The sequence below is a fragment of the Pantoea sp. B65 genome (assembly GCF_047308185.1).
Classification (GTDB): Bacteria; Pseudomonadota; Gammaproteobacteria; order Enterobacterales; family Enterobacteriaceae; genus Erwinia.
In genome coordinates, this window is record NZ_JAHXPU010000037.1 from 210,655 (window position 1) to 231,071 (window position 20,417).

Here is a 20,417-nt window from a genome sequence, read left to right on the forward strand (position 1 = left end):
ATTTTATCCTCAATGAATGCCGGCGCAGAAAGCGGCGATACGATCGCATCCCTCGTGCAGCATCTCCATACTGGTGGCGTAGGAGAGGCGGAAGTAAGGGCTCATGCCATAAGCTGCACCCTGCACGGTGACCACATGTTTCTCTTCAATCAGAGCCATCACAAAGTCCGCATCATTGGTAATCGGGCGGCCACCGGCGCTGGTTTTGCCGATAAAGGCGGCGATATTAACGAACAGGTAAAATGCGCCCTGCGGCTTATGGCAGCTCAGGCCGTCGATTGATGTCAGGCGCTCCAGCACATAGTCACGACGCTGGCGGTAAATTTCTGCCCGTTCTTTCAGCAAATCTTGCGGGCCATCAAGCACTGCCACCGCGGCGGCCTGGGTCAGAGTGGTCACGCCGCCGCTGTTCTGGGTGTTGACGTTGCTCATCGCTTTGATCAGGTCTTTTGGACCACCACAGAAACCAAGGCGCCAGCCGGTCATCGAATAAGCTTTAGAGACGCCGTTGACGGTCAGGACCCGGTCAAACAGGCGAGGTTCGACTTCAGCCAGCGTGTAAAAGGTCACGCCGTCATAAATCAGGTGTTCGTAGATATCATCGGTCATGATCCACACCTGCGGATGGCGCAGCATAACCTCAGCAATCGCCTGCATCTCGGCGCGGGTGGCCACCGAACCGGTTGGGTTGCTCGGATAGTTAAGCAGTAACCATTTGGTTTTCGGCGTTATCGCCGCGTCTAAATCAGCGGGATACGGCTTAAAACCGTTCTCCTGCGGGCAGGCGACCGGCACCGGAATACCCCCGGCAAACTTGACGATATCGGCATAGCTAATCCACGACGGCGATGGGATCACTACCTCATCGCCCGGATTAATAGTGGCGAGAATAGCGTTAAAAATAATCTGTTTAGCGCCGCCGGCAGTCAGGATCTGGCTAATGTCATAGTCCAGATTATTATCACGTTTAAATTTGCGCTGAATTGCCGCGCGCAGCGCTGGCGTGCCGTCGGTTGGAGGATAACGCGTATCGCCGGCGCGAGCCGCGGCATAGGCTGCTTCAGTCGCGTGTTCCGGTGTCGGGAAGTCCGGCTCGCCGGTGGAGAGGCCGACAACATGTATCCCCTGGGCAGCGAGATCCCGCGCCTTCTGGGTCATGGCAACGGAGGCAGAAACGGTAACATTCTTTAAGCGATCGGCGATATCAGGCATGGTCCTGGATTCCAAAAGTCATCAGTCAGTGAAAATTAGCGTGCAGACGCAGTGTCCAGGAGAAGAGTAATAATGAAAGGGTTAAACAATCCAATAGCGCTTTGTTGTGGCGACATAACACAAAACAATATCTGAAGATAAACCGCCGCTTTGCCCACGAAGATCGCCGCCTTATCTCCATAACAGGAAAAGGTAGCCACATAATGAAAATGTATTGGTGTTTACTCTGCGAATCATATTACCGTTTTGTGACGACGAAAATTATATGGTAATTCATTTTATTCAATGAGTTATAAAACAGTCGCGGTTTTTCTGATCCTACACCCATGCTTACCCTGACGATTGTTGTTCGATCGTCTAAAGATATTAGCCTGCTCACAGGAAATCCGATGACTGATATTTCTGCGCCAATGTATCGAATAAAAAAATTAACGCTTTGGCAATCTCCGGCCTGGTTAATTTTACCCTTGCTCGCCTTTCAGCTGTTTTTCTTTTTTGCTCCAGCGGTTCATCTGATGTTTTTTAGCGTGATGACGCAAACCGCGGATGGAAATATCGGCGCGCCCTATACCTTTGAACATTATCTGCATTTCTTCCAGGTGGCGCTATATAGCGATGTCCTGATCAACACCTTACGTATCAGTGTGATTACGGCGTTGATTGCCGCGCTGCTGGCGTATCCGGTGGCATCGGTGCTGGTACGTGGCCATGTGGTGGTTTCACGCATGATGACCTTAGTGATTATTGCTCCTCTGGCGGTCAGCGTGGTGGTGCGTGCCTATGGCTGGCAACTTATTTTAAATAATGGCCCTGGGGGCCTGGTGAACTACGTGTTGTTGCATCTGGGGGTTATCGATCGGCCTAATTCACTGATGTTTACGCAGTGGGCGGTGGTAATTGGTTCGCTGCATATCTTCTTCCCGATGATGGTTCTGCCGCTGGCATCGGCATTGGGCAAAATTGACCCTAATCTGCAGTCGGCGGCGCGTACGCTGGGGGCGCCGCCATGGAGTGTGTTCCTGCGCGTCACGCTGCCGTTAAGCCTGCCAGGCCTGGTGGCCGGGATGACGCTGGTGTTCTCACTGGCGGCGGGTTCCTATGTGATCCCGGCGCTGATTGGCGGGCCGCGTTCACAAATGCTCGGCAACCTGGCAGAACAGCAGATTGTCGCGGTTTATGACTGGCCGTTTGGCGCCACCATCGCCACCATCCTGGTATTTATCGTTATCGCGGTGAATACCCTGTCGATGAAACTGCTGGGCGGACGTCGTATTGCGGGAGATCGCAAATGAATAATAGCTTACGTGGCTTCGCCGGCTGGATGTTATACGGCATTGCGGCGCTGATGATGATTTTTATTATCACGCCGATTGTATTGATTGTGGTGATCTCTTTTTCCGATGGATATTTTGTTAGTTTCCCCCCCAGCGGTTTTACCCTTGAGTGGTACAGCAAGGTATTAGCCAATAGCGAGTTTACCGGGGCTCTGCTGTTCAGCACCTTGCTGTCAATTGGCACCACGCTGTTATCGCTATTACTCGGCGTGCCGGCCGCTTTTGCGCTGGTGCGCGGCAACCTGCCGTTTGCTTCGGTGTGCAAAGGATTGCTGTTGTCCCCGCTGATTTTTCCGGTGCTGATTACCGGGCTGGCACTGTTACAGCTGTTCTCCGGCTATGGCTGGAGCAATGTGAAACTCAACCTGCTGCTGGCGCATACGGTAGTCACCACGCCTTATGTGGTGCGCACGGTTCTGACCAGTCTGGAACTGGTGAATCCGAGCCTGGAAGAGGCGGCGCGTACCCTCGGCGCCAGCCGTTGGGCGACGTTTCGCCAGGTGATTTTCCCGCAAATTGTACCGGGCGTCACCTCGGGCGCCATCTTCTGTTTTATGGTTTCTTTCGATAATTATCCGGTTTCAATGTGGCTGGCTGACTCGCAGAACACCCCGGTTCCGGTGGTGCTCTACCGCCAGATTGGCACCGTATTTGACCCATCAGTGGCAACCATGTCCACGTTAATTATTGTCCTGGCAACGATAGTCGTGCTGGCGCTGGAAAAGCTGGTCGGTCTGCGTCGCGCCATGGCGGCATAACATTCACCCCAATACCAGAGGAAGCAGTATGACATCCATGAAGCGACGTACCTTTTTAAAGGCAGTGGCGGGCACCGCGATGCTGCCGTATCTCAACATCAGAGCCAATGCCGCAGACGACCGGGTGTTACAGGTAGGGGTGTATAACTCGGCGCAGGGGGCATTGATTAAGAAAGTGGTGCTGCCAGCGTTTGAGAAAGAGTACAGCTGCCGCGTATTAACCACTGAAGGCGCGACCCTCGCCAATATCGCCGCACTGCGCGCCACCAAAAATAAGCCGGTATTTAGCGTGATGTCGATGGATGATATCGGGGTGCCGCAGGCGAAGGCTGAGGGACTTATCGAGCAACTGCCGGCAGATGAGATCCCTAACCTGAAAAACGTCTTTGATCGTTATCTGCTCAGCGACCGCTATGGCGTGGGCTTCTCGGTTTCGATGGCGGGTCTGTTTATTAACCCGCAGGTGACGCAGCCAATCAAAAGCTACAGCGAAATATTTGAGTCGCAATATGCGCATCAGATGATCCTTAATACGCCGAAAAATACCCAAAGTATTCTGATGCTGATTGTCGCTGCCGCGCTGGCCACCGGTAAACCGTTGCAGGAAGCGCAGTATGAAATCGATAAGGGCTGGGAAAAACTCGCGCAGTTAAAAGCCAATGTGATGACGGTGTATGACGGTGAAGCACAGGTGATGATGGTTGCCCAGGGACAGGCAATGGTGGGGGGAATTGAATATTCCAAAGCCATCTATCCGCATACCAAAAAAGGTATTCCGCTGGATATGACCTATCCAAAAGAGGGCGCTTTTACCGGGATTAACGGTCTGGCGCTGGTGAAGGATGCGCCGCAACGTGAGCTGGGATTAGCGTGGATCAACCGCCTGCTGGAGCCGTCGGTGCAGAAAATGCTGGCGGAGGTCACTCTCAGCGCGCCAACGGTACGCGGCATTGATTTCGATGAGCAAACCCTGAAGTACCTTGCTTATCCTGAAGACAAAATGAAAGCCCTGAATCTGTTTACACCAGACTGGACTTACATCATTCCACGCCGCGCCGAGCTGCTGGAAAAATATAATCAGACATTTACCGGGTGAAGCGATCATGCAGCGTTCTTTTGAGGTCCGTCTCGACAATCTGAGTAAGCACTACGGAAAGAGTGTCGCCGTGGATAACGTTTCCCTGAAAGTGAATGCCGGAGAAATTCTGGCATTACTCGGGCCAAGCGGCTGCGGCAAAACCACCTGCCTGCGTATGGTGGCCGGTCTGGTGGCGCCGACTACCGGCGATATTATGGTTGGCGGACGTTCAATTATGGAAACGGCGGTACACCGCCGTAATGTCGGCATGCTGTTCCAGAACTATGCGCTGTTTCCGCATATGAATGTGGCGGAGAACGTGGCATTTGGCCTGAAGATGCGCGGTATGTCGCGCAGTGAAACCGCCGGGAAAGTGAAGAAAGCGCTGGATATGGTACAGCTGGTGCAATATCACGACCGTTTACCAGCCCAGCTCTCCGGCGGGCAGCAGCAGCGTGTTTCGCTGGCGCGCGCGCTGGTAATCGAACCCGATATGTTGCTGCTCGATGAGCCTCTGGGGGCGCTGGATAAGAGTCTGCGCGAAAGTATGCAGCTGGAAATTCGTCAGTTACAACAGCGTCTGGAGCTGACCACCATTATGGTGACGCACGATCAGGATGAAGCGCTGACCATGGCCGATCAAATTGCGGTTATGCAGGGTGGGCGTCTGGAGCAGGTCGCTTCCGCCGCTGAAATTTACCAGCGGCCGGCGACGGAATTTGTCGCCGGCTTTATCGGCGCGTCCAATTTCTTATCTGCCCGCGTGCTGCAGCGCCAGCCCGACAGCGTGCAGTTGATCTCAACATCCGGGGTGAATTTATCCGTTGCTTATTGCCCGCCGGCGCAGGAGTCGGTGACGGTAACCATTCGCCCGGAAGCGATTCGTCTGTCGCCGTTAACCGGCAACGCCCTCACGCCCGCTTATAACGCCGTATCGGCGCGTATTACCCAGGTGGTGTATCGCGGCTTTATGTTGCATTACACCCTTCAGCTGGAGGGCGGCGAGGAGATGATGGTGTGGCAGCAGACCCATGGCAATGCGGCGTTGCCGGTATTCGGCGTCGGTGACCCGGTATTGTTGCAGTGGGATATGGAAAGTAACCACGTCATTGCAGCCTGATGCACCGTGGTGGTGCAGTGCACCGCTGGCGCCACGGGTGGGTCAGTTGCTGATGTTACTGAGGTTGGCACTGTTTTTTAAGGCGATAAAGCAGGATATAGCAGCCGGAGAGAGCCAGCGGTCGCCCTGGCACTGATATTGCAACAAACTGATTATGTGTTCTGTTCTCAGGAAGTGGTTATGAATCTCCGTCGGCTGAAGTACTTCATTAAAATTGTTGATGTCGGTAGCCTGACTCAAGCCGCCGATATTTTACATATCGCCCAACCGGCGCTGAGCCAGCAATTAGCCACCCTGGAAGGGGAAGTGAATCAACAGTTGCTGATACGGACCAAGCGCGGCGTAACGCCCACTGAAGCGGGGAAGATCCTCTATACCCATGCGCAGGCGATCCTGCGGCAATGCGACCAGGCGCAGAGCGCTATCGACGGTTCAGCGCTGGCGCTCTCCGGCAGCGTTTCCGTCGGCCTTGCGCCAGGCACCGCCGCCCAACAGCTGGCCCTGCCCTTAATGGAGGAAGTGTATCGTCAGCATCCTGGCATTGTGCTCTACTTCAACGAGAACTTCGGCACCACGCTCAGTGAACTGATTATGAATGGCCGAATGGATATGGCGGTGATCTATGGTAATCGCGAGATCCACGGCCTGCGCTTTATGCCGTTGATGAAAGAAAACCTCTGCTTTGTCTGCCCGAATAAGCTGGCCAGCCCGGTCAAAACCATTACGCTGGCGGAAGTGGCGCGCTATGAACTGTTTCTGCCGCGTATCTACAATATTATGCGTAAAGTGGTGGACGATGCCTTTATTCATGAAGGTCTGGCCTACCGGGTGAAGTGCGAAATTGAGTCGCAGACCACATTGAACGCCGCGCTGGCTGCCGGTCTGGGTTGTACCATTATGCCGGAGTCGGCTGCTCAGGCGATGTTAAAAGCCTCAGGCGCGTGGATGGCAAAAATTGTTGAGCCGGAAGTACAGGCTTCTCTGTCATTCTGCATGTCTGATCACTTGCCGCTTTCACAACCTGCTGAAGCGGTAAAAGCCATTCTGCTGGCGCTGATGTCGAAGCGTACCCTGGATAACCGGCCGCTGACGCTGGTGGGATAACCGCCTGGCGTAATTACCCGTATTTCCATTAAATATAAGCAGATAATCCGAGCAAAGCTGGGTACGGATTGTGAGTCATCGCCACGCCAGAAAGTGATGGCGATTAAACGGCAATAGTAAGTAAGAAAATTCAGCTATCTTTTTAGTCAGGATAATCAAGAACAGACGAAGAAAAAAGGATGCTGAGAGATTTTATAATTAATGTTACCGGCTGGTCTTGGTGAGGTTTTTTACCATCACTATTTTCCATCTGAACTGAAGCTGAAAAAAATGATATAACTTATTAAAGAAGTTGCAATAACAATATTTCCGCCTGTCTGATCACCTCGCGGGCGACCTGGCTGACGGCTTTGTCCGGCAGTAGAGTCAGCTGCTTTTCCACTTCAGGTTTTTGTATCATTATTGCGTTATACATCTGCCTGACTCCCTGGCGATGATTGCCATCCTGGCGCTGATACATAACCCAAACTATTATTCCAGGCACCGACTGTATTGTTATCAATTGCCACATAAAGAAAAGTGTACATTTCTGTTTAATTATGTGATAGAACTCCAGCGTAAATATATTGGTATTTGGATTTATTGATATTATTTTTTAGTTAATTATTTTATTGTTAATTAATTCAATACAAGTAAGCGTAACGGCAGCGTATTAGATAAATAAAACGGAATTAACTATTATCAGGAGGGATCCTTATGCCTGAACGTATCTCTGTGCAATTGCCTGTCGAAGGGTTACTTTTCTGGAAACTCTCCGGTAGCGAAGAGATATCACGCCCCTTTGTGCTGGATATCAGCCTGCTGAGCAGCGAAGCGCACCTTGATGGCAAAACGCTGTTGGGGCAGCCGATTACCGTCACTATTCCTGCGCCGAACATCATCAGTCCGGCGCGTTATCTTAACGGCAAAGTCACCGCCGTCAGTACAGATAATACCGAGCTAAGCGGGATGCGCTATGCGTTATATAGCCTGCGTATGGAGTCGGATTTATGGCCGCTGCAACGCGACCGTAACCAGCGTATTTTCCAGAACCAGCGGGTGCCGGATATTATTAAAACCGTACTCAGCGAGTATGGCGTGCTGGTGGAAGACCGGCTGACCAGCGCATACCGCTGCTGGGAATATTGCGTGCAGTATCAGGAGAGCAGCTACAACTTTATCGCGCGCTTGATGGAGCTGGAGGGGATTTACTACTTCTTCCGTCATGCGCCGGACCAACATACGCTGGTGTTGATGGATGCGGCGCAACTGCATCAACCGTATCCCGGTTATGCGGAGATCCCGTATCACGCCGCTGCGCCCGGCAGCAGCGCCGATGAAGAGGGAATCAGCCAGTGGGTGATCGGTGAGCAGGTGACCCCGGGCATCTGCAGCATTGATGATTACGACTTTCGCAAACCCAACGCCTGGCTGTTGCAGGCGCGGCAGAACCCGGTGTCGCCGCGGCCGGGTCAGATTGACCACTATCAGTGGCCGGGGCGCTTTGTTGATCATCGCCATGGCGAATTCTATGTCCGTATCCGCCAGGAGATATGGCAGGCGCAGTACCTGCGTATTGACGGCCGCGGCAATACATTAGGGATTGTCCCCGGCCACACCTTTACCCTGATGAACCCGCCCTGCGCCAGTGATAGCGATGATTATCTGGTGGTCAGCGCGGCTTACCTGCTGGAAGAGAGCCGTTACGCCAGCGGCGGAGATAACGACGGCATCCAACGGCAGATCCACTTTGTCGTCATCCCGGCGGATATCACTTTTCGCGCCGCGCAATGCAGCGAGTGGCCACGCACCTGCGGCCCGCAAACTGCGCGGGTGGTGGGGCCGAAAGGTGAGTCGATCTGGACGGATAAATATGGCCGGGTAAAGGTGAAGTTCCACTGGGACCGGCTGGCAAAAGGCGACGACACCAGCTCCTGCTGGGTGCGTGTCTCCAGTGCCTGGGCCGGTCAGGGTTTCGGCGGCGTGCAGATCCCGCGCGTCGGTGATGAAGTGATCGTCGACTTTATCAATGGCGATCCGGACCGGCCGATTATCACCGGGCGGTTGTATAACGAAGCCAGTATGCCGCCATGGGCGCTACCGGCGGCGGCGACCCAGATGGGTTTTATCAGCCGCAGTAAACATGGTACGCCGGACAACGCCAATGCGCTGCGTTTTGAGGATAAACAGGGTGCGGAGCAGTTGTGGATCCAGGCGGAACGCAATCTGGATGTGAACGTTAAACAGGATGCTTCACGCACGGTCGGGAATAACCACAGTCATTATGTTGGCGCCAGTGAGTTTTATCGGGTGGCAAACCATCGCCTGCATGGCGTTAAAGGTGATGAAGAATGCTATAGCGGTAAAGGCAAAACCGATGTGGCGGTAGAAAGCTATGTTATTGGTTCAGGAGTGCAACTGCGGCTTGAGTGCGGCGAAAGCGTGATTGAGTTGAATGCTGACGGCAGAATCAATCTGACGGGCAAGGAGTTTAATTTTTTTGCTGAAGGTGATGGTTATATCACCGCGGCCGGCGGCATATTACATCTGAATAGCGCCGGAAGTCAGCCGGGAACCCGGCCGCCGGGAGACAAGCATAAAACCAGTATCAATAATGCGCTGGCGGAGATTTTCGCGCCGCAGCAACAGGCTCAGCTGAAGGCAGCTGGCGCCAAAGTCAGTGCGCCGGCGGCGAAACCGGTTGTGGCTCCGTTGCAGAATAGTGCCGCTTCAACCGCGCAGAAAGCACAAGAGAATAAAAATAAGCTTCATGATGATGTAGTGAAATCGATTATGACGTCAGAAGGAAGGGGAACAGTACAGGGTGGGATTCCTGAAGTCTATGGATTCAGAAAGGGATTCAGCGCCGCTTTTGACGATATAACGGCAGTAAGAAAAAAATATGGGGTTGGCAGTCATCAAGAGTTTGTTGTGGTATCAAACTATATGACACAAAGTGCTGTAAATGCAGGGGCACTAAACTTTACCGACCCAGGTAAACAGGCCGCAGTTATGTCGCTGGCCCATATGCGTGGTGTCGGAGGGGCTCAGGCTATCTTAAATTCGATGCAATCAGGTGAAATAGTCAGAAGTGCAACGTTAACCAGTAAGTCGATAGATTTTATTGAAGCATTAAAACCTGATACATTCCAGGAAAAATTAAAAGTAGCCCGGCTTGCTTATGATAAGGAAATTTATGGCAATACCACAACCTTTAAAAATGGCGCAGAACATAACTGGTGGGACTATTATCAGGGTGGATTGCGTAAAAGATATGATCTTGAAGCGAATGAATTTCTGAAATTATCAGGGAGATGAGTATATGGAAAACATAACAGGATGTTTAAGTTTGGGTGTATTTATTCTTCTGTTGAATATATCGGGAGCTAAGGCGGTAGTACTGGCCAATTTTGATGAATATAATAAGAATGCTCGCGTTGAGAAGATTGTCGTGGATCCTAATGTCAGGAAGGCATTAAAGCATGTATTGCTGTCGGATTTTAATGTGTTCATAAATAATTTTGATGTTTTGGGTGAGCCACATAAGACTAAGGCTGGCGGAATATTTATTGAGGGATGGTTGCAGGATCTCTATCTATATCAGGCATCGGCCTTTGTGATCGAACCCGGCGGTAAAATCTATGCCGCCTGGTTAGTGCCGGATAATGACAGTTTGCAATATCGCTCTAACGATCAGGCCAGAAAAGATATTCAGGAGGATATTGGACAATGGGCATTGCGCTTTAAGGGTGTCTCTTTCTCAGCTAAAAATATCCCCGCCTCTTCAATGTATCATCCCGATCAGGTGTCCTGGTTTGAAAATAGTCATTTTAAAATAAAAATCACTGCTGATTGTCAGCGTCATAATACGGTCTGTAATGACTTTTTATATGAAGGTAACAGGAAATCTGATAATGCAGCATTGCAATTAAAGGGTAAGGCGATCAGGGCAAATTGTGATAAGGATATTTGTCCGGTTCTGAGCTATCGATTTAAAAACGATAACTCATCATATATCCTTGGCAGAGATGATAACTCGTTAACCATTATTATGAACAATAAAATTGTTCTCAGCGAAAAGGGTGAGTGGAGTGAAACGCAATAGTAAATATAATCGTTCAATCCCCCTTCACGTAACCTGTAGGGTCAATATTTTTCTGTATTATTGGCTCGATAAGGAAATACAAAAACTTTTGAATAGTGAATTTGGTCAGAGTTTAGCTATAGACGGAGTTATTGGTCCTAAAACCATTGCGGCAATGAACAGTGTTCCTGAACCGGCCAACTTAACCAGTAGAATTGCCGATATACGTAAAAATTACTATAGAGATTTAGCAGACTCTGATCCTATTAATGCATCCAATATTAATGGATGGCTTAAACGTGTTGATCGATGCGCTAAGGCGGTGATTAAATGAAAAAGATAATAATGGCGGTATTTTCCCTGAGTCTGCTAACTGTGGCCTCTATTTCGTTTGCTGCCAGCCCTTTTACCGGTTGGTGGCGCGGAGAAATTATCGATGCGCAGGATGGCGATACAATTTCGATGAGCATCTGGCTTAATGAGTCGGGCGGAAAGATTGTCGGGCGCTATTGTCTGATTTACCAGGGGGGGAATCGCACTGATTGCCCGGCTGATGATTATGAGACCAATATCCATGGAAAAGTAGACGGTAGCGGAAAAGCTAACATCAGGTTCGAAAGCTGGTCTGGCAGGAAAAATGGACGTGCGACGTTAACAATTAATCGGGAAGTAATGACGTGGAATTTAATAAAAAAACCTATTAGGGAAGTTCGGTTTATTCCTTCCCGATTCGAGTTAATAAAAAAATCGGATATTTACCACGAGCTAAAGTACAGACGGGAATTTAACACTGTTAGCTATAATCTGAGCGTAGTCAATCGTTGTAATGATTTTATGTCAGCCTGTAATAATGTCACGCTACTGGCAATCGCGAATAAAGTCGATGACGCTTTTATGTTATCTGGTAAGGCTATTCTGGCAACAGATAATTCGCTCGATTTTATTTTTTCTGACCAGGAGGGTAAAGATAAGGCCGAGTTAAAAAACAGCGTGCTAACTCTGGAGCGTGCTGGTAAATCTGTTCGCGAAAAGGGCGAGTGGAAAGATAAGCCATAGGAATATCCCCGAAATTTATTATCAATAACCTCTCTACCGGGTTTTGCCTCGGGTAATAAGCCCCTCTTATTACTGCAAAGCGAAACCCTCTTACCCCGGGCGCGGCATGGCACGCTAGAGTGTGATGACCGTCGGCCCCGGCTTGCAGCCCGGGCTATTCCCACCCCCGACAACCGAGTGTTTGTCAGTCTCTTCGGCGAGATGAATATGGAAAACAAATCATTAGCGTTACGCGACTTGCGTAACATCGCACATAAAATGCGCGCCTCCGGTTTAGGCAGCATCGAGTTCAGCGGCGCCAATTATCGTGTGCGTATGGAGTATGCGCCGCAGGTGGTGCCGGCCATGCCGCAGGCGTCAGAGGCGGTCGCTGCTGATATTAGTCCGGTGGTGAACACCGCTGCCCTTTGTGCGCCGATGCCCGGGACTGTGCTGTTGCAACACCCAGCCAATGGGCTGCCGTTTACTTCAGCGGGTGCCGAAGTACAAAAAGACGCGATGCTGGCTCTGCTGAAAGTCGGTTTAATCTATCTGCCGCTGCGCAGTCCGGTTGACGGTACCGTTGAGTCGCTGGTGGTGGAACAGGGGGATTGTGTGCAATATGGCAGTGAAATTATGCGGTTACGCAACAGGGAGATGGCGGCATGAAGTACATTGATCTGAATGCCGATATTGGCGAAGGTTTTGGCGATTATCAGATAGCCAATGATGCCGCGCTGATGCCGCGTATCACTTCTGCCAATGTGGCCTGCGGTTTTCATGCTGGTGATGCGGTGATTATGGCGAATACGGTGGCGCTGGCGAAGCAGCATCAGGTTGATCTTGGCGCGCATGTCGGTTTTCCGGACCTGATGGGTTTCGGCCGCCGGCGCATGCAGATTGAACCGCAGGTGATGGCCCATTACGTTACCTATCAGCTTGGCGCACTGTCGGCGTTTGCCGCCAGCGCGCGTTATCCGCTGACGCATATGAGTTTCCATGGCGCACTGGGCAATATGGTGTCTGAAGATGAACAACTGGCGCAGGTTCTGCTGCAGGCAGTCAGGGATTTCGATCCCAATATGATTATCAGCACCATGTCAGGTAATGCCGTTGAGCGCGTGGCGCGCCAGCTGGATTTATCGGTGGTCTGCACCTTCCTCGCCGATCGCGCCTATGAAAGTAATGGCCTGCTGGTCAGCCGGGCAAAACCAGGGGCGGTTATTCACGATACTGAGCAGCTGCGTGTCCGTGTGCGCCAGTTTCTGACGCAGGGGACAGTGCAGGCGATTGACGGTAACACCTTAACCGTGAATGCCTCCTCGATTCTGGTGCATGGCGATACCGCGGAATCCATCGTGATGGTGGATATCCTGCGCGAGATGATTACCGAGCTTGATATCCCGCTGCTGCCGCCTTCCCGCCAGCTGCGCCAGCATACGTGGGAAAGTACGGTGTTATAAGTCACCCTTATCGCCTCAAACCGTTTATGTCTTATACCGGTTGGCGATAACTGGATAAAGTCAGATTACATCGCTAATCGGCTCAAAATAACTGAGCCGATGCATCTACAGGAGAGGTTAAATGCCATTTGCAGATTACAAAACCGCATTGGTTACCGGCGCATCAGCAGGAATGGGTGAAGCCATTGTTGAGCGCCTTTGTCAGGAAGGCATTACGGTGCACGCCGTAGCACGCCGTGAAGAGCAGTTAACCGCCCTGGCGGCCCGCACCGGTTGTATCCCGCACGCCATCGATGTCAGCGATCTTGCTGCTCTGACGCGCCTGTGCAAGGAAATTAAGGTCGATATTCTGGTGAATAACGCTGGCGTATCGCGCCCGGGCTCTATTTTAGATGCTGATGAAGAGGCGATTGATACCCAGGTGGATGTTAACCTGCGCGCGGTGCTGCATCTTTGCCGCATGCTGGTGCCGGGTATGGTTGAACGCGACTGTGGTCACGTTATCAACATCACTTCAATTGCCGCCATCTACAACTTCAATGGCAACTCGATTTATCACGCCACCAAAGCCGGCGTGCATGCGCTGTCACGCCAGTTGCGCGTCGATTGCTACGGCAAGCGAGTACGTATTACCGAGATTTGCCCGGGCCGCGTGGCAACCGATATTTTTGGTAACGTGATGGGCGATCAGGAAGAAGGCCGCCGCCGCTTTATCGACGGTTTTGAACTGCCGCAGGCGAAAGATATTGCTGACTGCGTGGCTTTTGCGCTGTCGGCGCCGGTGGCGGTGAATATCGGCAATATTGAGATCACGCCAACATTGCAGGTGCCTGGTGGACTTTCCACTATGCGTCCCGGCGATCGCGCGTAATAAGCATGGTAAATCCTAAAGGGGTGAATACGCGATGACACTTGATTTTGGTGCCGTCATGACCGGCCAGTTTGGGCAGATGATCGTCGATGGTACGGTAGTCACCCTGAAGCTGGCGTTGGGATCCTGGCTACTGGCAATGTTTATCGCGCTACTGCTGGTGGTTATCCGCTTAACCCATAAGCGCAGCGCGGTATTTCTGGTGCAGGCTTACGTTTCGTACCATCGCAACGTGCCAACGCTGATTCAGTTAATGATGTGGTATTTCGCGATTCCCACGCTATTGCCTGAATCGACGCAGATGTGGATTAATGACTTCGATGCCGAATTCCTCTTCTCGATGTTCGCGCTGGGACTGTGCCAGGCGGCCTATTTCTCAGAGGATATTCGTAGCGGTTTACGCGCCATTCCGGATGGTCAGAACGAAGCGGCACGTGCGCTGGGAATGGGCTATGTGCGCGCTATGCGCTCGGTGATTTTGCCACAGGGCATCCGCAATGCCTTGCCATCACTGCTTAACCATACGGTATTGCTGTTTAAAAATACCAGCCTGGCAATGGTGATTGGCGTTGCCGAGTTAACCTATGTCACGCGCGATATCGAAAACAAGACCTTCCGCACCTTCGAGTCTTACCTGGTGGCATCCGTGGGCTATCTGTTCTTTTCACTGTTGTTGATGGCTGTCGGCGCCCTGCTGGCGCGTCACTTCCAGCGCGCTTACGCGAGGTAATCCCATGTCTGATATCTTCACGATTCTGCATGATAACGGGATGCTGTTTCTGATGGGGCAGTATCCGAACGGGGCGCTGGGCGGCATACTTTGCACGCTGTTGATCTCGTTGCTGGCGGTGGTGTTTGCCTTGCCGATCGGGGTATTGCTGGGTCTGGCCCGTTTATCGCCGTTTCGCTGGCTGAGCTGGCCGGCGGCATGTTGGGTCTATTTACTGCGCGGCATTCCATTGCTGATGGTGGTGTTCTGGACCTATTTCTGTGTCCCGCTGCTGATTGGTCATAACATTAGTGGCTTTACCACCATGTTATGTACGCTGGTGATTTATGAGAGCGCCTACATTGCGGAGATTGTTCGTGGTGGTATTCAGGCGCTGCCGGGTGGGCAATACGAAGCGTCGCGCGCGTTGGGCATGAGTTATATGAAAACGCTGCGGCTGGTGATTTTACCTCAGGCGCTATACAACACGCTGCCAAGTCTGGTCAGCCAGTTAGTATCGATTATTAAAGACAGTACCTTAGGCTACGTGATTAATGTGCCAGAGCTGACCTATGCCGCCAACCAGGTCAATAACCAGTTACTGACGAAACCTTTCCAGGTGTTCGCCATTGTGGCGATTGGCTATTACATCATCTGTTTCAGTCTCACCTGGCTGGCGAACAAACTCGAAGAGCGCATTGCGCGTAAACGTCGAAATGAGGCTCCGGAAGGGAGCACTGCGGCAAAAGCCATGCTACTGAGCAAAACTCAATCGCAATAAGGAACGATGATGAGACCAATGATATTGTTCAATCAGGTCAACAAGTGGTATGGCGAATACCAGGCACTGACCGATCTGAGTGCTGAAATTAAAAGTGGTGAAGTCGTGGTGGTTTGTGGTCCATCAGGTTCCGGTAAGTCGACCTTAATTCGCACCGTTAATCGTCTTGAGCCGATTGAACAAGGGCAGATCCTGTTTGATGGCATTGATATTCACGGCAGCAGCACGCGCCTGAATCAGTTACGCACGCGTATTGGTTTTGTCTTTCAGAGCTTCAACCTGTTTCCGCATGTCTCGGTGATCGAAAATATTATGATGTCGCCGGTCAAAGTCCTGGGTGTTAAGCGCGCTGAAGCACGTCGCCATGCCGGGGAGTTGCTGGAGCGTGTCGGGCTGTCGCATAAGGCTGATGCCTATCCGGCACAGCTGTCAGGGGGGCAGCAGCAACGGGTGGCGATTGCGCGCGCATTAGCGATGAAACCGCCGGTGATGTTGTTTGATGAACCCACTTCCGCCCTTGATCCGGAAATGGTCGGTGAAGTGCTGAACGTGATGCGTAGCCTGGCGCAGGAAGGGATGACCATGATGTGTGTGACTCACGAGATGAACTTTGCCCGTGAAGTGGCCGACACCATCTGGTTTATGGATCAGGGGCAGATCCTTGAGAAAGCGGCGCCTGAGCGCTTCTTTACCAACCCACAGCATGAACGCGCTAAACGTTTCCTCAGCGATTTACGTCAGCACTAAAATTGCGCCCGGCTGCTGATGTAGCCGGGGCATTTCTGTTCAGGGTGGCTATACCGCCGCTTTTCTGTTCCTTCTTAAATAGCTTAATAGTTGCGACGGGTTAAATGTTGCAAACAGCGCTCCACTAATAATCAATAATGCACCGCCTATTTTATAGATATCGAGTTGGTCTCCGGCAAACAGCACCCCGAATATAATCGCCAGCGCCGGGCTTAACAGCGTAAAAGGGATGATTTTGTTTACCGGATACAGCTTAAGCAACCAGTACCATAAGCTGTAGGCGATAACGGAACAGAGGATCGCGCTGTACCATATGGCAAACCAACCTTTCCATGATGCGTGGGCCAATGCCTGCAACTGATGGTTTTCAAACAGTAACGACATCAGCCCCACCAGCGGAATAGAAAATAGCGACATCCAGCCGGCGATCGCGCCAGGTTTTAACCCGTCATTTTGCTTGATCAATATATTGGTTATTGCCCATCCCAGTGCGCTGAGCAGCAGGATAATCAAACCCTTAATTGAGTTAAGTGACGGGCTGCCAGAGAGGAACACCATTCCTGACAGCGAGATAATCACACCTGCCACTTTCAACAGGCTGATTTTCTCCCCGAGAAACAATACCGCAAGTATCATGGCAAATGGCGTACCCAGTTGCACGATAATCGCCGCCGTGCCGGCATCGGTAAATGTCATTCCCATAAATAATAATGAGAAGTGCATCAGGCCAAAAGTAAATGCCAGCTTAATTAATAACGGAACTTGTCTGCGGCTAATGCGGGTAAACGGCACCATGACAATAGCGACAATAATAAAGCGTAATAATGTCATAAACAGCGGGGGGATTTCTCCCACCCCCCATTTAATCGCCACCGCATTGAATGCCCAGACGGCAATAATGGCGAGCACCAGTAACAGATGTCTTAACGGCACAATAAGCATCCTGTTAATAACCGATTAGGGATACAGCCCACGCTCTTTACGGGCGATAAGAATACGTTCACAGGCAATCGCGTAGGCTGCGGTGCGCAGGGTGACATTGAGTTTTTCCGCCTGTAACCAGACGTCGCGCAGAGCATCATTCATAATGCGGTCAAGCCGCTGATTGATCTCAGATTCGCTCCAGTAGAAGCTGGAAAAATCCTGTACCCATTCGAAATAGCTGACCGTCACCCCCCCGGCGTTGCAAATAACATCGGGGACTACAGTGATATTACGTTGCCGAAGAAGGTCATCAGCAGCAGGTAGTGTCGGACCATTGGCACCTTCCAGTACCAGGCGGCAGTTGAGATTGCGCGCGCGTTCGGCGTTGATCTGGCCTTCGAGGGCGGCAGGGATCAGAATGTCATACGCTTTAAGCCAGAAATCATCACTGCGCAACGTTTCAGCCTGCCTGAATCCGGCAATGGTTCCGTTTTCACGTTGCCATTCTGTCAGTGCCGGAATATCAATACCGCTTTCGCACCACAGCGTCGCGCTGTGATCCTGAATGGCGACGATACGGGCGCCAGCTTCATAAAATAGGGCGGCAGAAACGCTACCGACATTACCGAATCCCTGAACGGCAACGCTGCAGTCGTGGATCTCAAGGCCGATACGCTGCGCTGCGGCAATTCCGGTAATATAGACGCCACGCCCGGTGGCTTTTACCCGTCCCAGCGAGCCACCCAGATGGATTGGTTTTCCGGTCACTACGCCGGTGGTCGTGGCGCCGACATTCATCGAATAAGTATCCATCATCCAGGCCATTATCTGCGCATTGGTACCGACATCTGGCGCCGGGATATCCTGTTGTGGGCCAATGATATTACCGATTTCACTGGTGTAACGACGGGTAAGCCGCTCCAGCTCTTTGGCCGAAAGTTCACGCGGGTTGACGCGTATGCCACCCTTAGCCCCGCCAAACGGCAGATTAAGTACCGCACTTTTTACCGTCATCCATGCGGAGAGCGCCATCACTTCTTCCAGCGTCACATCGGGGTGAAAACGCACGCCGCCTTTTCCCGGTCCGCGCGACAAATTATGCTGCACACGATAGCCCTCAAAGTGGCGTATGGTGCCGTCATCCATCTCCAGCGGGATATCAACGATCAGTGCCCGTTTGGTATGGCGCAGGGTGTCAGCCCAGGGAGCCAGATCGCCGAGGTAAGGAACAACACGATCGACTTGCGACAACCAGGTTGCCCATGCTGAGTCTTTATCTTGTGATACGTAAGAAAGCGCGCTCATCTGTTTCACCTTAATTGCTGGCTGGCTCGTTTTCAGGGCGCACGAAGCCCTCACCACGAAGTGATATTAAAAACCAGCGCCAGGCCGCGTTAGCGCGGCAGAAAATTATTTAACTCTGTGGGTTTCGCTGGAAAAGTCATTAGCCGTGGCAAAGCCGCGCAGACCACCCGCCAGTACCGACATTAGCTGGGTGCCGACCTGCTTTTCGCTCAGGCCAACGGTATCAATAAGGTCGAAAATTTCGCGCGGATCGAAAAGAATATTCCACAGAAAAACCGCCTTATCGCCGATGTCCGGCAGGTCCATTTCGTCCATCGCATCGCGTAGTGCGGGCCTTACTGCGTTTGCCTGTACCAGAAGGTACTCGGCGCCTTCCCATAACCGCTCCAGATAGCCGCGGCGGTTACGCATCGGCACCATAGCGGCGCCGCGCTCACGCACCAGTTTTATCCAGTAACGGCTAATCTTTTCCAGACGTTGCAGGCCACTGCCGGTCTGTTTCTGGCTGTACTCCAGTAGTAACAGACCAACATCATGACGGTAGGTGTTCAGCACCTCTTCTACGGAAGTGAACTGACGGTACGCTGTGGCTACTGACACGCCCGCTTCCGTGGCGATATCCGTCATACTGAGCGGCGTCTCTGAAATTTCAAACAGCCTGGCTGCCGCCTGGATCAGATTTTTACGGTTTCTTTCAGTGTCACTGCGCATCGTTTTTCCTGTCATCACGTTCAGCCTGTTCAGTTTATTTCAGCGAAGCCAGTCCGCGTCGCAAGCGGTGAATACCTTCGGTAATCGCCTCTTTGCTTGCGGCATAAGAGAGGCGAAGATGCCCTTCACCTGCGGCACCGAACTCACTGCCCGGACGCACCGCAATACCCTTCTCGCGCAGCAGGGCCACCATATCAATCGCCGGAATGGCCAGGGAATAAGACGGGAAGCAGTAAAATGCGCCCTCCGGTTCATTCAGCCGAAGTTCAGGTATTGCCGCCAGGCCTTCCATCATCAGTACTCGCCGTTCGCGATAGACATCATACATACGTTTGACATCGTCTTTGCATTCTCTTAGTGCCACCACTGCCGCCCGCTGTACGGCGGTGTTTACCGAACCGTTAACACTATTATGTACCCGCGCTGCCGCAGCGATCATCTCCGCCGGGCCTGACAGGTAACCTACGCGCCAGCCGGTCATGGCGTAGCTTTTGGAAAACGTCTGGCAATAAAGTGTGCGTCCGCTAAACGCCGGAACCTGCAAGACCGAGGTGAAGGGCTTACCGTTGAATACCAGATCGCTGTAGGCCTCGTCAGCAATGACCAGCGTATTGTGCCTGTTGATCAGTTGACCCAGCGCTTCAATTTCTTCCCGGGTGTGCACAATACCGGTTGGATTGCCGGGATTACAGAAAACGAACAGCTTTGCCCCATCCAGGCTTTTATCCAGCAGATCCAGATCCCAGTGCAGATCTTGTTTACATGGCATCGGGATACAGGTTCCACCTGCCATATTAACCAGATCGGCATACAGGGAGTAGGTGGGATCCGGGATCACCACCCGATCGCCAGGATTCACCATCGACAGTATCGCTGCCGCCAGGCCTGCGGTACCACCATGTGTAACCAGCACTTCACCCGGTTTTACTGGCACTCCGGACTGAGCGGAGACTTCAGCCGCCAGTGCCTGGCACAGATCTTTGTCACCCAGCAGCGGAGCATAATGGGTAAAGCCGTTCATCAGTGCATCAGCCGCTGCCTGAACAATACGCGGTGGGGTAGCAAAGTCCGGCTCTCCCATTGCCAGCGACACCATATCGCTGCTTGATGCCGGTTGCTGCACGCGCAGCGAGGTACGTTCGACGCGTAATACCGCTTCGGAAGCCCTGAAGGCTCCCGCTTTAATAACAGAAGACATGGTT

Annotated in this window: 21 protein-coding genes; 15 read left to right on the top strand and 6 right to left on the bottom strand. The window is 52.0% G+C overall.

What is annotated here, in order from left to right:
• Positions 1 to 9: 9 nt before the first annotated feature.
• A complete protein-coding gene (locus JWF83_RS17470; RefSeq protein ID WP_413651680.1) occupies positions 10 to 1,212 on the bottom strand; it encodes a pyridoxal phosphate-dependent aminotransferase in 1,203 nt (400 codons plus the stop codon).
• 389 nt (positions 1,213 to 1,601) lie between these two features.
• Here JWF83_RS17470 and JWF83_RS17475 point away from each other — a divergent pair, with 389 nt between their 5' ends.
• From JWF83_RS17475 to nac, 5 genes are all read left to right on the top strand, one after another.
• On the top strand, positions 1,602 to 2,504 hold the full coding sequence (locus JWF83_RS17475; protein ID WP_413651681.1) for an ABC transporter permease: 903 nt from the start codon (positions 1,602 to 1,604) through the stop codon (positions 2,502 to 2,504).
• Entirely contained in the window at positions 2,501 to 3,304 is an 804-nt protein-coding gene (locus JWF83_RS17480; protein WP_413651682.1) for an ABC transporter permease, read from the top strand. The genes JWF83_RS17475 and JWF83_RS17480 overlap by 4 nt, the downstream gene beginning before the upstream one ends.
• Before the next feature lie 28 nt (positions 3,305 to 3,332).
• Positions 3,333 to 4,400, top strand: coding sequence for an extracellular solute-binding protein (locus tag JWF83_RS17485; protein ID WP_413651683.1), 1,068 nt, complete (start codon positions 3,333 to 3,335; stop codon positions 4,398 to 4,400).
• A gap of 7 nt (positions 4,401 to 4,407) precedes the next feature.
• Positions 4,408 to 5,502, top strand: coding sequence for an ABC transporter ATP-binding protein (locus JWF83_RS17490; protein WP_413651684.1), 1,095 nt, complete (start codon positions 4,408 to 4,410; stop codon positions 5,500 to 5,502).
• Between the two features lie 180 nt (positions 5,503 to 5,682).
• A complete protein-coding gene (gene nac, locus JWF83_RS17495) occupies positions 5,683 to 6,606 on the top strand; it encodes a nitrogen assimilation transcriptional regulator NAC (RefSeq protein WP_413651685.1) in 924 nt (307 codons plus the stop codon).
• A gap of 283 nt (positions 6,607 to 6,889) precedes the next feature.
• On the opposite strand, the gene JWF83_RS17500 is transcribed toward nac, so the two are convergent.
• Entirely contained in the window at positions 6,890 to 7,021 is a 132-nt protein-coding gene (locus JWF83_RS17500; RefSeq protein WP_413651686.1) for a hypothetical protein, read from the bottom strand.
• Between the two features lie 281 nt (positions 7,022 to 7,302).
• Here JWF83_RS17500 and JWF83_RS17505 point away from each other — a divergent pair, with 281 nt between their 5' ends.
• From JWF83_RS17505 to JWF83_RS17550, 10 genes are all read left to right on the top strand, one after another.
• Positions 7,303 to 9,903, top strand: a complete 2,601-nt coding sequence (locus tag JWF83_RS17505) for a type VI secretion system Vgr family protein (RefSeq protein ID WP_413651687.1) — start codon at positions 7,303 to 7,305, stop codon at positions 9,901 to 9,903.
• Between the two features lie 4 nt (positions 9,904 to 9,907).
• Positions 9,908 to 10,690: a hypothetical protein gene (locus tag JWF83_RS17510; RefSeq protein WP_413651688.1), complete on the top strand. Its 783-nt coding sequence runs from the start codon at positions 9,908 to 9,910 to the stop codon at positions 10,688 to 10,690.
• On the top strand, positions 10,677 to 11,003 hold the full coding sequence (locus JWF83_RS17515) for a putative peptidoglycan-binding domain-containing protein (RefSeq protein ID WP_413651689.1): 327 nt from the start codon (positions 10,677 to 10,679) through the stop codon (positions 11,001 to 11,003). Before JWF83_RS17510 ends, JWF83_RS17515 begins: the two co-directional genes overlap by 14 nt.
• Positions 11,000 to 11,725, top strand: coding sequence for a hypothetical protein (locus JWF83_RS17520; RefSeq protein WP_413651690.1), 726 nt, complete (start codon positions 11,000 to 11,002; stop codon positions 11,723 to 11,725). Before JWF83_RS17515 ends, JWF83_RS17520 begins: the two co-directional genes overlap by 4 nt.
• Positions 11,726 to 11,932: 207 nt before the next feature.
• Positions 11,933 to 12,373: an acetyl-CoA carboxylase biotin carboxyl carrier protein gene (locus JWF83_RS17525; RefSeq protein ID WP_413651691.1), complete on the top strand. Its 441-nt coding sequence runs from the start codon at positions 11,933 to 11,935 to the stop codon at positions 12,371 to 12,373.
• Positions 12,370 to 13,167 carry a LamB/YcsF family protein gene (locus JWF83_RS17530; RefSeq protein WP_413651692.1) on the top strand — a complete coding sequence of 266 codons (798 nt, stop codon included), beginning with the start codon at positions 12,370 to 12,372 and terminating at the stop codon, positions 13,165 to 13,167. Before JWF83_RS17525 ends, JWF83_RS17530 begins: the two co-directional genes overlap by 4 nt.
• A gap of 121 nt (positions 13,168 to 13,288) precedes the next feature.
• Positions 13,289 to 14,038, top strand: coding sequence for an SDR family oxidoreductase (locus tag JWF83_RS17535; protein WP_413651693.1), 750 nt, complete (start codon positions 13,289 to 13,291; stop codon positions 14,036 to 14,038).
• Positions 14,039 to 14,072: 34 nt separating this feature from the next.
• Positions 14,073 to 14,768 carry an amino acid ABC transporter permease gene (locus JWF83_RS17540; protein ID WP_413651694.1) on the top strand — a complete coding sequence of 232 codons (696 nt, stop codon included), beginning with the start codon at positions 14,073 to 14,075 and terminating at the stop codon, positions 14,766 to 14,768.
• A 4-nt stretch (positions 14,769 to 14,772) separates the two neighbouring features.
• Positions 14,773 to 15,528, top strand: a complete 756-nt coding sequence (locus JWF83_RS17545; RefSeq protein ID WP_413651695.1) for an amino acid ABC transporter permease — start codon at positions 14,773 to 14,775, stop codon at positions 15,526 to 15,528.
• A 9-nt stretch (positions 15,529 to 15,537) separates the two neighbouring features.
• Positions 15,538 to 16,275 (top strand): amino acid ABC transporter ATP-binding protein, encoded by a 738-nt coding sequence (locus JWF83_RS17550; RefSeq protein ID WP_413651824.1) that lies wholly within the window; start codon positions 15,538 to 15,540, stop codon positions 16,273 to 16,275.
• Positions 16,276 to 16,323: 48 nt separating this feature from the next.
• On the opposite strand, the gene JWF83_RS17555 is transcribed toward JWF83_RS17550, so the two are convergent.
• The 4 genes from JWF83_RS17555 to JWF83_RS17570 form a co-directional block, all read right to left on the bottom strand.
• Positions 16,324 to 17,208: a DMT family transporter gene (locus JWF83_RS17555; protein ID WP_413651696.1), complete on the bottom strand. Its 885-nt coding sequence runs from the start codon at positions 17,206 to 17,208 to the stop codon at positions 16,324 to 16,326.
• Positions 17,209 to 17,232: 24 nt separating this feature from the next.
• Positions 17,233 to 18,504 carry a Glu/Leu/Phe/Val family dehydrogenase gene (locus tag JWF83_RS17560; RefSeq protein WP_413651697.1) on the bottom strand — a complete coding sequence of 424 codons (1,272 nt, stop codon included), beginning with the start codon at positions 18,502 to 18,504 and terminating at the stop codon, positions 17,233 to 17,235.
• A gap of 105 nt (positions 18,505 to 18,609) precedes the next feature.
• Entirely contained in the window at positions 18,610 to 19,215 is a 606-nt protein-coding gene (locus JWF83_RS17565) for a TetR/AcrR family transcriptional regulator (protein WP_413651698.1), read from the bottom strand.
• A 34-nt stretch (positions 19,216 to 19,249) separates the two neighbouring features.
• Positions 19,250 to 20,413: a pyridoxal phosphate-dependent aminotransferase gene (locus tag JWF83_RS17570; RefSeq protein WP_413651699.1), complete on the bottom strand. Its 1,164-nt coding sequence runs from the start codon at positions 20,411 to 20,413 to the stop codon at positions 19,250 to 19,252.
• Positions 20,414 to 20,417 lie beyond the last annotated feature (4 nt).